Here is a 14,004-nt window from a genome sequence, read left to right as displayed (position 1 = left end):
CCCGGTCGGGCCGTGCCGCGTCAGGCGGGGTCGTTGGTCTCGCGGGGGAAGCCGCCGATGCCGCGCCAGGCGAGCCCGGCGACGAGCCGCACGGCGTCATCCTGCGACAGCGCCGACGACTCCGAGAGCCAGTTGCGCGCGCCGACGTGGCCCATGCCCACGAGGCTGACGGCCAGCAGGTACGCGGCCTCCTGCGGCAGGCCGGTGTCCTCGCGGATCACCTCGGCGATCGCGACGGCCGACTCGCGCACGACCCGGTCGACCTGCTCCCGGACGTCGGGGTCGTTGGTGAGGTCGGACTCGAACACGAGGCGGAACGCGGCGCCCTGGTCGGCGACGTACTGGTACCAGAGCTCCATCGTGGCCTCGACGCGACGACGGTTGTCCTGCGTGGAGGCGAGCGCCTGCTTGACCTCGTCGACGACCTCGTCGCACGAGCTCTCGAGCAGGGCCAGGTAGAGGTCGAGCTTGCCGGGGAAGTGCTGGTACACGACCGGCTTGGACACTCCGGCACGCTCGGCGATCTCGTCCATCGACGCGGCGTGGTACCCCTGCTCGACGAAGACCTCGAGGGCGACCTCCAGGAGCTGGGCGCGTCGGGCGCGTCGCGGCAGTCGGCCGGCGCGCGGACGCAGGGTGGGGGTCTCGCTCACCCGGTCAGCCTAGTGCCCCGTGCCACGCGGGCCCTTCGGGGCGCTCCGCGCGTCGCCGCGACGACGGCGCGTCCCAGGGGGCGGACGGCACCCTGCGGTCGACGTCGGCGGGGGAACAATGGAGGACACGCCCGGCGTTGAGCCGGGAGTACCCCCATCACCGTCCCTGCGAGGAGCAGCCGTGGTCGCCCCCATCGTGGAACCCGCCGACGAACTCACCATCGACGAGGTCCGCCGCTACAGCCGGCACCTGATCATCCCCGACGTCGGGATGGACGGGCAGAAGCGGCTCAAGAACGCCAAGGTGCTGGTCATCGGAGCCGGCGGTCTCGGCAGCCCTGCCCTGCTCTACCTGGCCGCTGCCGGCGTCGGCACGCTCGGCATCATCGACGACGACGTGGTCGACGAGTCGAACCTGCAGCGTCAGGTGATCCACGGCCAGTCCGACATCGACCGGCCCAAGGCCGTGAGTGCCGCGGAGTCGGTGGCCGAGGTCAACCCGTACGTGAAGACCGTCGTGCACCAGGAGCGGCTCGACACCGACAACGTGCTCGACATCTTCGCCCAGTACGACCTGATCGTCGACGGCACCGACAACTTCGCCACGCGCTACCTGGTCAACGACGCCGCGGTCATCCTCGGCAAGCCCTACGTGTGGGGGTCGATCTACCGCTTCGAGGGCCAGGTGTCGGTGTTCTGGGCCCAGGAGGGTCCGCAGTACCGCGACCTCTACCCCGAGCCGCCGCCGCCGGGCATGGTCCCGTCGTGCGCCGAGGGCGGAGTGCTCGGAGTCCTGTGCGCGTCGATCGGCTCGATCATGGTCACCGAGGCCATCAAGCTGATCACCGGCATCGGCGACCCGCTCATCGGTCGCCTCATGGTCTACGACGCGCTCGAGATGCGGTACACGACGCTCAAGGTCCAGCGCGACCCGAACGGCGTGCTGCCCACCGAGCTGCTGAGCGACTACGAGGCGTTCTGCGGTGCGATCAGCGACGAGGCGGCCGATGCGGCAGCGGACTCGACGATCTCCGTGGGCACGCTCGACGGCTGGCTGAAGGAGCGCGCCGACGGTGGCCGCGACTTCGTGCTCGTCGACGTGCGCGAGCCGGTCGAGCGGGACATCAACCACATCCCGGGCTCGGTCCTCATCCCGAAGGGCGACTTCCTCAACGGCAAGGCGTTCTCCGAGCTGCCCGACGACAAGCAGGTCGTGCTCCACTGCAAGTCGGGCGTGCGGTCGGCCGAGGCGCTCGCCGTGCTGAAGGGTGCCGGCTACAAGGACGCGGTGCACGTCGGCGGCGGCGTCGTGGCCTGGGTCAACCAGATCGACCCGAGCCAGCCGACCTACTGACCTGCTGGACCCGTGGCGAAGCCGCGGGGCGGGCGCCTTCGGGTGCTCGCCTCGCGGCTTCGTCGCGTCGGGGGGCCCGACGCCGGCGTCGGGTAGGTGCGGGCGGCTTCGAGCGGGTCCGGTGCTGCGCTGCTGGGGCTTCCAGTGGCGTCGGTGCTGCGCCTCTACGGCTTCGAGTGGAGTCGGTCTCCGAGAGGGCCTCGACCGCAGCGGTGGGTCTCGACCCGGTTGGGTCTGCGGGGCGCGGCCACGATTCTTCATCTGTGCGGGATCCGCGCACGATTCGTCCTTCGCGTGGACCGTGCCACGCGAAGGAAGCATCGTGGCGACGACTTGGGCCCCGTAGGGGCAGGGATTCTCCCTTCTCGTGGACCGTTACGCGCAAAGGGAGAATCCCTGCCCACCCGCCTCGCCGTAGCCCCCGCCGGACGCAGGATTCTGCGTTCGCGCGCAGAACCCCGAACGATGCTGCGTTCACGACGGGATCCGACCACGAACGCAGCATCCTTCGACCCCTCACGCACGAACGCAGAACCTTGCGTCCCCCCGAGCCGCGCTCCGAGAACCCAACCCGAGCCCGGACCCATCCGCCGGTCGAGGCCCTTTCGGAGCGCACGTCGACTCGCAGCCACAGCGACGCAGCCGCAAGGCACGACCCAGCTGGAGCAACGCAGCAACCGAAGTCCCACCTCGAGCGACGCAGCAGCAGCCGAAGACCCACCTCGAGCGACGCAGCAGCAGGTCGAGCCCCAGCCGCACCGACGAAGCCGCAGGCCGATCGTGACCCGACGTCGGCGATGATCGACCCATGGACGAGGCCTACGTCGAGCGCGTGCTGAGCCTGGTGGAGCTGATCCCGCCGGGTCGCGTGCTGCCGTACGGGCGCGTCGCGGAGCTGCTCGCGGGCGGCTACGGGCCGCGCTACGTCGGGCGGATCATGTCGGCGCACGGCCATGCCGTCTGCTGGTGGCGGGTCCCGCGCGCCGACGGCACCATGGTGCCGCCGCTCATGATCGAGGCGCAGGCGCACTGGGCCGACGAGGGGACGCCCGTGCGCAACGGCCGGGTGCACATGGCCGAGGCGCTGTGGACCGACGTCGATCCGGAGGGCACGGTCTGAGCGTGTCGGTGGTCTCTGCTCAGATGGTGGTGTGACCACGACCGAGTACCGCCTGCAGCGCGCCGGGGGCCCGGCGTCGGCAGGTCCCGCCGTGGTGCTCGACCCCAGCCAGCAGGCCGTGCTCGACCACGTCGCCACGACCGGCGGGCCGCTCCAGGTGCTCGCCGGCCCCGGCAGCGGCAAGACCACGACGCTGGTCGAGCTCGTGGCCCAGCGCGTGGAGTCCGGTGCGGTCCGCGCCGACGAGGTGCTCGTCCTCACCTTCAGCCGCGCCGCCGCGCAGGAGATCCGGGCCCGCATCGGGCGCCGGCTGGCCCGCACCACCTCCGCCACCTCGGCCATGACCTTCCACGCGTTCTGCTACGCCCTCGTGCGGGCCGAGCAGGACCTCGAGGAGTTCCGTCGGCCGGTCACCCTGCTCAGCGCACCCGAGCACGACGCCCGGCTGGCCGAGCTGCTCGACGGCACCGACCCCGAGAGCTGGCCGGTCCCGCTGCGCCAGGCGCTGCGCACGCGCGGCATGAGCACCGAGCTCCAGCGCCTGTTCGCCGCGGCGCGGGCGCAGGGACTCGACGCGGTCGACCTGCACGACGTCGGCAGTGCGGCGGGCCGACCCGACTGGGTGGCCGCGTCGCTGTTCTTCGACGAGGTCACGGGTGTGGCCGCTCTCGAGGGCACCATCGACCACACCGACCTCGTGCACCACGCGGTCCGTCTGCTGGGCGACCCGGAGTGCCGCGACCGCTGGCGGCGTCGGCTCCGGCTCGTGGTGGTCGACGAGTTCCAGGACACCGACCCCCTGCAGGTCGAGCTGCTCCGGCGCCTCGCCGGCGACGGCCGCGACCTCGTGGTGGTCGGTGACCCCTACCAGTCCATCTACGGCTTCCGTGGGGCCGACGTGCGCGGCACGCTCGACTTCGGGGAGCGGTTCGCCACCGTCCGCGGGCCGGCCCCGGCGCTCACCCTGGCCCGCACCAACCGCTACGGCGCGGCGATCGCCGATGCCGTCAGGTCGGTCGTCGAGAACCGTGGGGTGTTCGGAGCGCTCGACGCCGACCGCTTCGAGGCCCTGCGGTCGCCGGCCACCGACCCGTCGCGCACGGGCGAGGTGCAGGTGCGCACCTTCACGTCGGCCACGGCCGAGGCCGAGCACGTGGCACTGCTGCTGCGCGAGGCCCACCTGGCGGCCGAGCCGCCGGTGCCGTGGGAGCGCATGGCCGTCCTGGTGCGGTCGGCCCCGCACCTCGACCGGCTGCACCGGGCGCTCAGCGCCGCAGGCGTCCCCGTCGACGTGGCGGGCGACGAGCTCCCGCTGGCCGTGGAGCCGGCGGTGCGTGCCCTGCTGGCCGGCCTGCACGCCGCCCAGGCCCTCATCGACCACGACGCCCTCGACCCCGAGGCCGCCACGGCGCTGCTCACCGGACCTCTCGGCGGTCTCGACGCCGCCGCGCTGCGTCGGCTCGGTCGGGTGCTGCGCACCGACGACACCGCCCGCAACGGCTCGCCCCGTGCGTCGCGAGTGCTGCTCGCCGAGGCGCTGGCCGACCCCCACCTGCTCGACACCCTGGTGGTCGAGGGCCCGGCGGCGTCGGCCGTCGAAGCCGCCCGTCGCGTGGCCCGACTGCTGTCCTCTGCCGTCGCCCTCGTGCGCGGCGGCGCCTCGGCCGAGGAGGTGCTGTGGGAGCTGTGGGACGGCACGTCGTGGCCGGCCCGCCTACGCGCCGAGGCCGAGGGCGGCGGCGACGGTGCGGCGCGTGCGCACCACGACCTCGACGCGCTGTGCGCCCTGTTCGCCGAGGCGGCCCGGGCCGAGGAGCGCCAGGCGCACCGCGGCGTCCGCGAGGTCGTGCGCGCCCTCGAGGCCCAGCAGATCCCCGCCGGGACGCTCACCGGGGCGACCGACCTCGTGTCGGGGGTCCAGCTCATGACCGCGCACCGTTCCAAGGGCCTGGAGTGGGACCTCGTGGTCGTCGCCGGGGTGCAGGACGGCGAGTGGCCCGACACCCGGTTGCGCAGCAGCCTGCTGCAGCCCGACCGCCTGACCCGCGATGGCCTCGGACCCTACCCGTCGGTGCGCGAGGCGGTGGCCGAGGAGCGCCGCCTGTTCTACGTGGCGTGCAGTCGCGCGCGCGAGCACCTCGTGGTCACGGCGGTCGCCAGCGGCTCCGACGAGGGCGACCAGCCCTCGCGCTTCGTCGGCGAGCTGCACGCGCACCTGTCGGCAGCCGACGACCCGAGCGCCCGCCCGGCCCCGCGGACCCTTCCGCCGGCCGAGCACCGGCCGCGCCGAGCACTGTCGCTGCGGTCGGCCGTGGCCGAGCTGCGCCGCATCGGCGAGCACACCCGTGACCCCGACGAGCGTCGACGCGTGGCCGAGCAGCTGGCTCGGTTGTCCACCCACCCGGCCGGTCGTTCGGCGCACCCGTCCGCCTGGTGGGGCCTGGCCGAGCGCACCGAGTCCGACGCTCCGTGGCGTCCCGACGACCAACCCCTGCGGCTCTCGGGCAGCCAGGTCTCGGCCCTCATGCAGTGCCCGCTGCGGTGGTTCCTCGACCACGAGGCCCACGGCGCGCAGGCCACCACGAGTGCGCAGGGCTTCGGCTCCATCGTGCACGCCATCGCCGCCGACGTCGTGCGTTCGGGCCGCGAGCCCGATGCCGACGAGCTCGCCACGCACCTCGACGACGTCTGGGCCCAGCTCGACCTCCCGCCGTGGATCAGCGAGCGCGAACGCGGCGAGGCGGTGCAGGCGCTCGGCCGCTTCGTCCAGTGGCACCGCGACAACCCGCGCGACGTGCTGGCGGCGGAGCACCCGTTCGAGGTCGAGATCGAGGTCGAGGGGCGCGCCGTGGCGCTCAAGGGCTCGATGGACCGCGTCGAGAGGTCCGCCGACGGGGTCCACGTCGTCGACCTCAAGACCGGCAAGGGCTCGCCGTCGCGCGACGAGCTCGCCGAGCACCCCCAGCTGGGCCTGTACCAGCTGGTCGTCCAGCACGGCGCCACCCGGGACCTGGCCGGCGACGCGCCACCCGCCGGGGCCGAGCTGGTCCAGCTGCGCCAGGAGAGCCGGGGCGCCACCAAGGTCCAGCAGCAGGTTCCCCCACCCGCTGACGCGCCGTCCGACGCGCCGTTCTTCGCGGTCGAGCAGCTGCGTCGCAGCGTCCACACGCTCGTCCACGAGGAGGTCGCCGCCACCGAGGCCACCGGCGGCTGCGGGTACTGCCAGTTCACCCGGGTCTGTCCCGCCCACGACGCCGGGGCGTCGATCCTGGTCCGCGAGCACCGGCACGCTGCCGCCGAGGAGGGGGAGTCGTCGTGACCATGCTCGTCCGCGACATCGACCACCTGCGCGAGCTCACCGGCATCCCGTTCTCGCAGCCCCAGGCCGACGCCATCACCGCCGGGCTCGACCGCCCGGGCGCGATCATCGCCGGCGCCGGCTCGGGCAAGACCACCGTCATGGCGGCGCGCGTGCTGTGGCTCGTGGGTCACGTCGGCATCGCGCCCGAGCGGATCCTCGGGCTCACCTTCACCAACAAGGCGGCCGCAGAGCTGGGGCAGCGCATCCGGGCCGACCTGGAGCACCTGCCGCACGACCCGCAGCAGCCCTGGGCCGACGCCACCGCGTCGACCTACCACGCCTTCGCCGGCTCCCTCATCGCCGAGCACGGCCTCCGCCTGGGCGTCGAGCCCGACCTGCGGGTCGTCACCGACGCCTCGCGCTTCCAGCGGGCGGCACGCGTGGTCAGCACCTACGACCGACCGCTCCAGAGGGTGAGCACGCACCTGCCCACGCTCGTCCAGGACGTCATGTCCCTCGACGCCCAGCTCTCGGAGCACCTCGTGGATCCGGCCGAGCTGCGCGACCACGACGCGTCCGTCATCGCCGAGTACGACGCCGTCGGCAAGCCGGCCCTGCTCCGCGACGCGGCCGTGGCGGCGCAGAAGCGCACCGAGCTGAGCCTCCTGGTCGAGGCGTACCGGTCCGCCAAGGCCGACGACGGGGTCATGGACTTCTCCGACCAGATGGCCTGGGGCGCGCAGCTGGCCGCGCTGCCCGAGGTGGGCCAGGCGCTGCGCGAGCGCTACGACGTCGTGCTGCTCGACGAGTACCAGGACACCTCGGTCGCGCAGCGCGACCTGCTCACGGCGCTCTTCGCGGGCCTGCCCGTCACCGCCGTGGGCGATCCCGCGCAGGGCATCTACGGCTGGCGGGGTGCTGCGGCCGGCAACCTCGAGGAGTTCCTCGACGACTTCCCGGCGGCCGACGGGTCGCGAGGACGGCAGTTCTCCCTCGTCGAGACCCGACGCTGCCCGCCGGAGGTGATCGACGCGGCGAACCACCTCGCCGCCCCCTTCTACGCCACGTCGTCGGTCGTCCAGCCGCTCACGTCGGCCGCGACGACGACCGGTCGGGTCGACGTCGCGCTGCACCGCACCGTCGACGACGAGATCGCCGCCATGGTCACCGAGATCGTCGCCGAGCACGAGGGTGGCCGGGCCTGGAGCGACATCGCGGTCCTGGTCCGCGTCGGCCGCGAGAACGGCGAGATCGTCAAGGCGCTGCGCGACGCGCACGTCCCGTTCGAGATCGTGGGCCTCTCCGGCCTGCTGGCCCAGCCCGAGGTGCTCGACGTGCTGTCGCTGCTGGAGGTCGTCGACGACGTCACCGCCAACCCGGCCCTGCTGCGCCTGCTCACCGGGCCGCGCTGGAACATCGGCCCGCGCGACCTCGCGCTGCTCGGCCGTCGTGCCGCCTCGCTGAGCGGGCGCACCCTGGGTCGCGACGACGACAGCACCCTCGCGCAGGAGCTCGCCCGGGCGGTCGAGGGCACCGACCCCACCGAGGTGGTCGCGCTGGCCGAGGCCCTCGACGACCCGGGCGACCTGCCGTACGACCCGCGTGCGCGCCACCGGTTCGCCGACCTCGCGCGCGTGGTCCACCGGGTCAGGTCCCACGTCGGGGAGCCGCTGCTCGACCTGGCACGCCGAGCCGTGCGTGCCCTCGACCTCGACATCGAGCTCGAGGCGGGAGAGGTCGAGGGTGCCTCCGACAACCTGGCCACCTTCCTCGACGCGGTGGCCGACTACGCCGCGAGCGACCGCTACGCGTCGCTGACCGGACTCGTGGCCTACCTCCAGGCCGAGAACGAGTTCAACGAGGGCATGGACGTCACGACCCCCTCGGAGTCCGACTCCGTCAAGCTGCTCACGATCCACCGGGCGAAGGGCCTGGAGTGGGGTGCGGTGTTCGTGCCGCTCGTGAGCGACGGGGTGTTCCCCTCGGGACGGGGTCGGTCCAGCTGGCTGACCAACGGCTCGGTCCTGCCGTACCCGCTGCGCGGCGACGCAGGCTCGCTCGCTCCGCTGGCGGAGTGGACCCCGGCCGCGGGCAAGGAGTTCGATGCGCGACGCAAGGCCGACTCCCTCGGGGAGGAGCTCCGGCTGGGCTACGTGGCGTACACGCGCGCCAAGCAGCGGGTCGTCGTGAGCGGTCACTGGTGGGGGCGCACGCAGAAGAAGCCGCGCGGACCGTCGGACTTCCTGGTGCGCACCCGCGACCACCTGGCCGGCCTCGGGGTCGAGCCGCTGGTCTGGGCCGATCCGCCCCCCGACGACGAGACCAACCCCCACCTCGTGCTGTCCGACGGCATCGCCTGGCCGGTGGAGCCGCCACCGGTCGACGGCCGTCGCGCGCTGGCCCGCGAGGTGGAGGTGGTGCTGGCCTCGTCCGCCGAGCCGACGGCCGAGCTCCCCGTCCCGGGCGATCGGGTGGCCGAGCTGTCCCAGGAGATCGACCTGCTCCTGGCCGAGGCCGACGCGGCCGCGTCGGCGGAGCGGCCGGTGCCACTGCCGCCCACGCTCTCGGCCACCGCCGTGCTGGCCCTGGCCGACGACGAGTCGGCGTTCGCGCGCTCGCTCGCACGGCCCATGCCTCGACGGCCTTCGGCCGCCGCACGCTTCGGCACCCGGTTCCACGCGTGGATCGAGGCCCACTACGGCCAGCAGCCGCTGCTCGACCCCGCCGACCTGCCCGGACAGGGCGACGTCGAGATCAGCGACGACGCCGAGCTCGACGAGGTCATCGCGTTGTTCGAGGCCGGACCGTTCGGCCAGCGCACGCCGCACACGGTCGAGGCGCCCTTCTCGTTGCTGCTCGGCGGTCAGCAGGTGGTGGGGCGGATCGACGCGGTGTTCTCGACGTCGACCCCCGAGGGCCCCGGCTTCGAGGTCGTGGACTGGAAGACCAACCGGCGGGCCGACGCCGACCCGCTCCAGCTCAGCCTCTACCGGTTGGCGTGGGCCGAGCTGCACGACGTCGACCCGGCGCGCGTGTCCGGGGCGTTCTACTACGTGCGACTCGGTGAGGTCGTGCGGTTCGCGCCCGAGGAGCTGCTCGACCGCGCTGCGCTCGAGACGCTCCTCGCGCCTGGCGTGTGAGCCGCCGAGCCGACCCCACCTAGGCTGTCGGGGTGAGTGATCCCGCACCGTTCGCCTTCGACCGCGCCCGCCACGACCGTGCCGGCCACCTACGTGCCCACGACGCGTGGGACGGCCCCGACGTCGAGGTCCTGGTGCTCGGCGGCGAGCACGTGGCCACCGTCGACGGGCCCGCACTGCGGTGGCTCCCGCGCGACGAGGCGCCCGACGGCACGTGGATCTTCCTGGGTGAGCAGGACGGCGTCCGCCGCGCAGCCGTCGTGGTCGACCGGGTCCCCGCCGACCTGGTGCCGGTCAGCGTCCGGGTGCTGGCGCCGCTGCTGGGCGCCGACGAGCTGTCGGTGGCCGTGCACGCGGTGGGCATGGCCCGGTGGCTGGCGGCCACCCCCTTCTGCCCCCGTTGTGGCGGGGCCACGCAGGTCCAGGCCGCGGGCCACCTGCGGCACTGCACCCAGTGCGGGACGAACCACTTCCCGCGCACGGATCCCGCCGTGATCATGCTGGTGACCGACGACCGGGACCGGGCCCTCCTCGGCCACCAGGCGACGTGGCCCGAGGGGCGATGGTCCACGCTGGCGGGCTTCGTGGAGCCGGGGGAGAGCCTCGAGGACGCCGTGCGGCGCGAGGTCCACGAGGAGGCCGGCGTGGTCGTCGGCGAGGTCGCCTACGGCGGGAGCCAGCCGTGGCCGTTCCCCGCGAGCCTGATGCTCGGGTTCTTCGCCAAGGCCGTCACCACGGACATCGAGGTCGACGGTGTGGAGCTCGGCGCGGCGCAGTGGGTCACGCGCGAGGAGCTGCGCGCCCAGGGTGAGGCCGGCACGCTGCTGCTGCCTCCGAGCGGCGTCTCGATCTCGAGCTGGCTCATCGAGACGTGGTACCAGGGGCCGTTGCCGGCTGCCTGGTTCTGACCGGCCGACACCCCACGCGGCCGGCAACGGCACGCGACGGTCGCGACTCCGCTCGCAGGGCTCGCGGGTGTCGCCACCATCGCTCCCCGCGCTGACGCGCGGCCCTGCTCGTCGCGCTGCCGCGCACCGTGGGGTCCGTTCGTGGCCCGCTCGAGCTTCGAGGAGCAGTCAGGGGTGGTTCAGACGCCGAGCTGGGCCTTGACCTGGGCGACGGAGGGGTTGGTCAGGGCGGTGCCGTCGGCGAAGACCAGCGTGGGCACGGTCTGGTTGCCGTTGTTGGCCTTCTCGACCACCGCTGCGGCCTCGGGCTGGGCCTCGATGTCGACCTCGGCGAAGTTGGTGATGCCCTCGCGCTGCAGCTGCGACTTGAGGCGGTGGCAGTAGCCGCACCACGGGGTCGAGTAGAGGGTGAAGTCGCCGGTCATCGTTGTCTCCTGTGACGTCTAGGGTGGTCCTGTCGAGTCAACGATCTCGCGCCCCGCGACATTCCACCTCCCCACTGTGGCGAGCGCGGTCGCCGGCTCCCGCGAGCGACCCGCTCGACGTCACCAGCTCGACCACACCGAACCGACCATCGACCGACCCGCAGGAGCGTGCGTTGCCCACCCCCGAGGACCTCCTGGAGAACCTCGACCCCGAGCAGCGGGCCGCCGCCACCGCGCTGCGGGGGCCGGTCTGCATCGTGGCCGGTGCCGGCACGGGCAAGACCCGGGCCATCACCCACCGCATCGCCTACGGCGTGGCCACGGGCCTGTACGTGCCCACCGAGGTGCTGGCCCTGACCTTCACGACCCGCGCCGCCGGCGAGATGCGGGGTCGCCTCGCGCAGCTTCAGGCGCCGGGGGTGCAGGCGCGCACCTTCCACTCGGCCGCGCTGCGCCAGGCGCGCTACTTCTGGCCGCAGGTCTACGGCACCGAGCTCCCCGAGATCGTCGCCTCCAAGTTCGGTCTGGTCGCCGAGGCCGCCAACCGCGAAGGCATCCGGCGCCCCGACAACGCCGTCATCCGCGACCTCGCCGCCGAGGTGGAGTGGGCCAAGGTCAGCAACGTCCGTGGCACCGACTACCCCGACGTCGCACGACGCCGGGGTCGCGAGGTCGCCGACCTCGACCCCACCCGCGTCGCGGCCGTCATGAGCGCCTACGAGGACGTCAAGCGCGAGCGGGGGCGCATCGACTTCGAGGACATCCTGCTCATCACCGCGGCGATCCTCGCCGACGACGAGCGCATCGCCGCCCAGGTCCGACGGCAGTACCGCTGGTTCGTGGTCGACGAGTACCAGGACGTCAACCCGCTGCAGTCCACGCTGCTCGACCTGTGGCTCGGTGGCCGCGACGACGTGTGCGTCGTGGGTGACCCGCGGCAGACGATCTACACGTTCGCCGGCGCCTCGCCGCGCATCCTCGGGGACTTCGCGCAGCGCTACCCCGACGCCGAGCGGATCCAGCTGGTGCGCAACTACCGCTCCACGCCGCAGGTGGTGGCCGTCGCGAACGCGGTGTTCCAGGGGGCCGCGGGCGAGGCGCACGGCCGACCGCTGCAGTCGCAGGCCGCGCCAGCGGAGCCCGTCCGCTACCTCGGCCACAACGACGAGCCGAGCGAGGCCGCGTCGGTGGCCGACGAGATCGTGCGTCTTCACCGCTCGGGCGTGCCGTACCGCGAGATGGCGGTGCTGTTCCGCATCAACGCGCAGTCCGAGGCGTTCGAGGAGGCCTTCGGCGAGCGCGACATCCCCGTCACCCTGCGCGGGGTCGAGGGGTACTTCCAGCGTGCCGAGGTCCGTCAGGCGGTCACGCTGCTGCGCGGTGCGGCGCGAGCCGGCGACGACGGCACCGACGCCACCACCGATGCCGGGTCACCGGACCACGGACGTCTCGGCCACGAGGTGCGCGCGGTGCTGGCGAGCATGGGCCACACCGAGACGGCTCCGTCCGGCAGCGGCGCCACCCGCGACCGGTGGGAGTCGCTGCATGCGCTCGTCACCATGGCCGACGACCTCGCCGAGGCCCGCGGTGACGCCACGTTGGCCGATCTCCTGGCCGACCTCGAACGACGTGCCCAGGCGTCGCACGCACCCACGGCCGAGGGCGTCACGCTGGCCACCCTCCACGCCGCGAAGGGCCTGGAGTGGGATGCCGTGTTCTGCGTCGGCATGCACGAGGGCATGCTCCCGATCGTCCACGCCGACACGCCCGAGGGGGTGGCCGAGGAGCGCCGACTGTTCTACGTCGGCGTCACCCGCGCACGCCGCCACCTGACGATCTCCTGGTCGCGGGCCCGCAAGCCCGGCGGACGTCAGGGCCGCAAGCCCACCCGCTTCCTCGATCCTCTGCTGCCGCCGGACCACCCGTCCCGCGGCGGCACGGTGGGCCCACGCCCCAAGAAGCGCACCAACACCGAGCTCGAGGCGCTCGACCCGGCCGACCGCGCCCTGTTCGACCGGCTCAAGCAGTGGCGGAGCGAGCAGGCGGCCGAGGCCAAGGTGCCGGCCTACGTCGTGTTCACCGACGCCACGCTGCTCGCGCTGGTGGAGCTGCGCCCGCGCGACGAGCGCGGACTCGTGGGCATCCCCGGCATCGGCCAGACCAAGCGCGAGCGCTACGGCGAGGGCGTGCTGGCGGTGCTCAGCGCGTCGGACTAGCCGCGCGCGAGGGTCGAGCGAGCGGTCCCCACCACGGCGTCGGTGAGCCCGTCGAGCAGTGCCGAGGGTGTGCGCCACCGTTGCCACCACAGGACGGTGCGCATCGTCGGACCGCCCAGGTCCACCAGGAGAGGGTGCTCCCGCGCGTGCTGTCGCGGTACCAGGCCCCAGCCGAGGCCGAGCGCGACCGCGCGGGTGAAGTCGTGCGACGAGGGGACCAGGTGGCGCGGCGTGGCATCGGCATCGACGTCACGCGTGGTGAGCCAGTCCCGCTGGAGCGTGTCGGTGCGGTCGTAGTCGACGCGCGGGGCCTGCCGGAGGGCCGCGGTGTCGACGCCGTCCGGCGCCCAGCGTCGGACCCACGACGGCGCGGCCATGGCGCGGTACTCGATCGCACCGAGCGGTTCGACGCGGCACCCGGGAACGGGGTCGCTCTGCGCGGTGATCGCCGCGACGACCGTGCCGTCCTCGAGCATCCCGGCGGTCCGGCTCTGGTCCTCGCGGTGCAGCTCGACCTCCACGTCGTGCGAGGCGGTGAACGCGGCCAGGGCGTCGAGGAACCAGGTGGCCAGCGAGTCGGCGTTGACGGCCACCGCCAGGTGCGGTCGACGTGGGCCGGTCAGACCGAGCTCGGTCGCGACGTCCTGGTCCAGCAGGGCGACACGACGGGCGTACCGCAGGACGGCCTCGCCGGCATCGGTCGCCCTGACGGGAGTGCTACGGACGAGCAGCCTCTGCCCGAGCGCCTGCTCGAGCGCCTTGACCCGCTGGCTCACCGCCGACGGGGTCACGTGCAGCTGACGCGCCGCGGCGTCGAAGGTCCCGGCGTCGACGACCGCCGCCACGGTCCGGGCGGCCACGGGGTCGGTCCACATGAAGCAAGTCTA

Annotated in this window: 9 protein-coding genes; 6 read left to right on the top strand and 3 right to left on the bottom strand. The window is 73.4% G+C overall.

The window, feature by feature from the left end:
* Positions 1 to 20 precede the first annotated feature (20 nt).
* Entirely contained in the window at positions 21 to 653 is a 633-nt protein-coding gene (locus tag NBW76_RS13890) for a TetR/AcrR family transcriptional regulator (RefSeq protein ID WP_056553726.1), read from the bottom strand.
* A 181-nt stretch (positions 654 to 834) separates the two neighbouring features.
* Here NBW76_RS13890 and moeZ point away from each other — a divergent pair, with 181 nt between their 5' ends.
* The 5 genes from moeZ (at position 835) to nudC (ending at position 10,476) form a co-directional block, all read left to right on the top strand.
* On the top strand, positions 835 to 2,007 hold the full coding sequence (moeZ, locus tag NBW76_RS13885; RefSeq protein WP_055966622.1) for an adenylyltransferase/sulfurtransferase MoeZ: 1,173 nt from the start codon (positions 835 to 837) through the stop codon (positions 2,005 to 2,007).
* An 808-nt stretch (positions 2,008 to 2,815) separates the two neighbouring features.
* Positions 2,816 to 3,127, top strand: coding sequence for an MGMT family protein (locus NBW76_RS13880; RefSeq protein WP_056553730.1), 312 nt, complete (start codon positions 2,816 to 2,818; stop codon positions 3,125 to 3,127).
* A gap of 31 nt (positions 3,128 to 3,158) precedes the next feature.
* Complete coding sequence (locus NBW76_RS13875; RefSeq protein WP_056553733.1) at positions 3,159 to 6,446, top strand: ATP-dependent DNA helicase; 3,288 nt, start codon at positions 3,159 to 3,161, stop codon at positions 6,444 to 6,446.
* 2 nt (positions 6,447 to 6,448) lie between these two features.
* On the top strand, positions 6,449 to 9,568 hold the full coding sequence (locus NBW76_RS13870) for an ATP-dependent DNA helicase (RefSeq protein ID WP_056554803.1): 3,120 nt from the start codon (positions 6,449 to 6,451) through the stop codon (positions 9,566 to 9,568).
* Positions 9,569 to 9,600: 32 nt separating this feature from the next.
* Positions 9,601 to 10,476: an NAD(+) diphosphatase gene (gene nudC / locus NBW76_RS13865; RefSeq protein ID WP_055966635.1), complete on the top strand. Its 876-nt coding sequence runs from the start codon at positions 9,601 to 9,603 to the stop codon at positions 10,474 to 10,476.
* A 179-nt stretch (positions 10,477 to 10,655) separates the two neighbouring features.
* Here nudC and NBW76_RS13860 read toward each other — a convergent pair whose 3' ends face one another.
* On the bottom strand, positions 10,656 to 10,901 hold the full coding sequence (locus NBW76_RS13860; protein ID WP_055966639.1) for a mycoredoxin: 246 nt from the start codon (positions 10,899 to 10,901) through the stop codon (positions 10,656 to 10,658).
* Positions 10,902 to 11,074: 173 nt separating this feature from the next.
* On the opposite strand from NBW76_RS13860, the gene NBW76_RS13855 reads away from it, so the two are divergent.
* A complete protein-coding gene (locus tag NBW76_RS13855; protein ID WP_056553736.1) occupies positions 11,075 to 13,117 on the top strand; it encodes an ATP-dependent DNA helicase UvrD2 in 2,043 nt (680 codons plus the stop codon).
* On the opposite strand, the gene NBW76_RS13850 is transcribed toward NBW76_RS13855, so the two are convergent.
* A complete protein-coding gene (locus tag NBW76_RS13850) occupies positions 13,114 to 13,992 on the bottom strand; it encodes a LysR family transcriptional regulator ArgP (RefSeq protein WP_056553739.1) in 879 nt (292 codons plus the stop codon). The genes NBW76_RS13855 and NBW76_RS13850 overlap by 4 nt on opposite strands.
* Positions 13,993 to 14,004 lie beyond the last annotated feature (12 nt).

Origin of the sequence: Aeromicrobium sp. Leaf245, from assembly GCF_942548115.1 — a bacterium.
In the GTDB taxonomy this organism is placed as follows: domain Bacteria; phylum Actinomycetota; class Actinomycetes; order Propionibacteriales; family Nocardioidaceae; genus Aeromicrobium.
Note: the sequence above shows the minus strand (reverse complement) of the source record. Positions and strands in the feature narration are given on the sequence as shown.

Bases quoted from the DNA above. Each gene is read 5' to 3' on its own strand.
- NBW76_RS13850 (WP_056553739.1), bottom strand. From the start codon at position 13,992: ATGTGGACCGACCCCGTGGCCGCCCGGACCGTGGCGGCGGTCGTCGAC.
- NBW76_RS13880 (WP_056553730.1), top strand. From the start codon at position 2,816: ATGGACGAGGCCTACGTCGAGCGCGTGCTGAGCCTGGTGGAGCTGATC.
- NBW76_RS13860 (WP_055966639.1), bottom strand. From the start codon at position 10,901: ATGACCGGCGACTTCACCCTCTACTCGACCCCGTGGTGCGGCTACTGC.
- NBW76_RS13870 (WP_056554803.1), top strand. From the start codon at position 6,449: ATGCTCGTCCGCGACATCGACCACCTGCGCGAGCTCACCGGCATCCCG.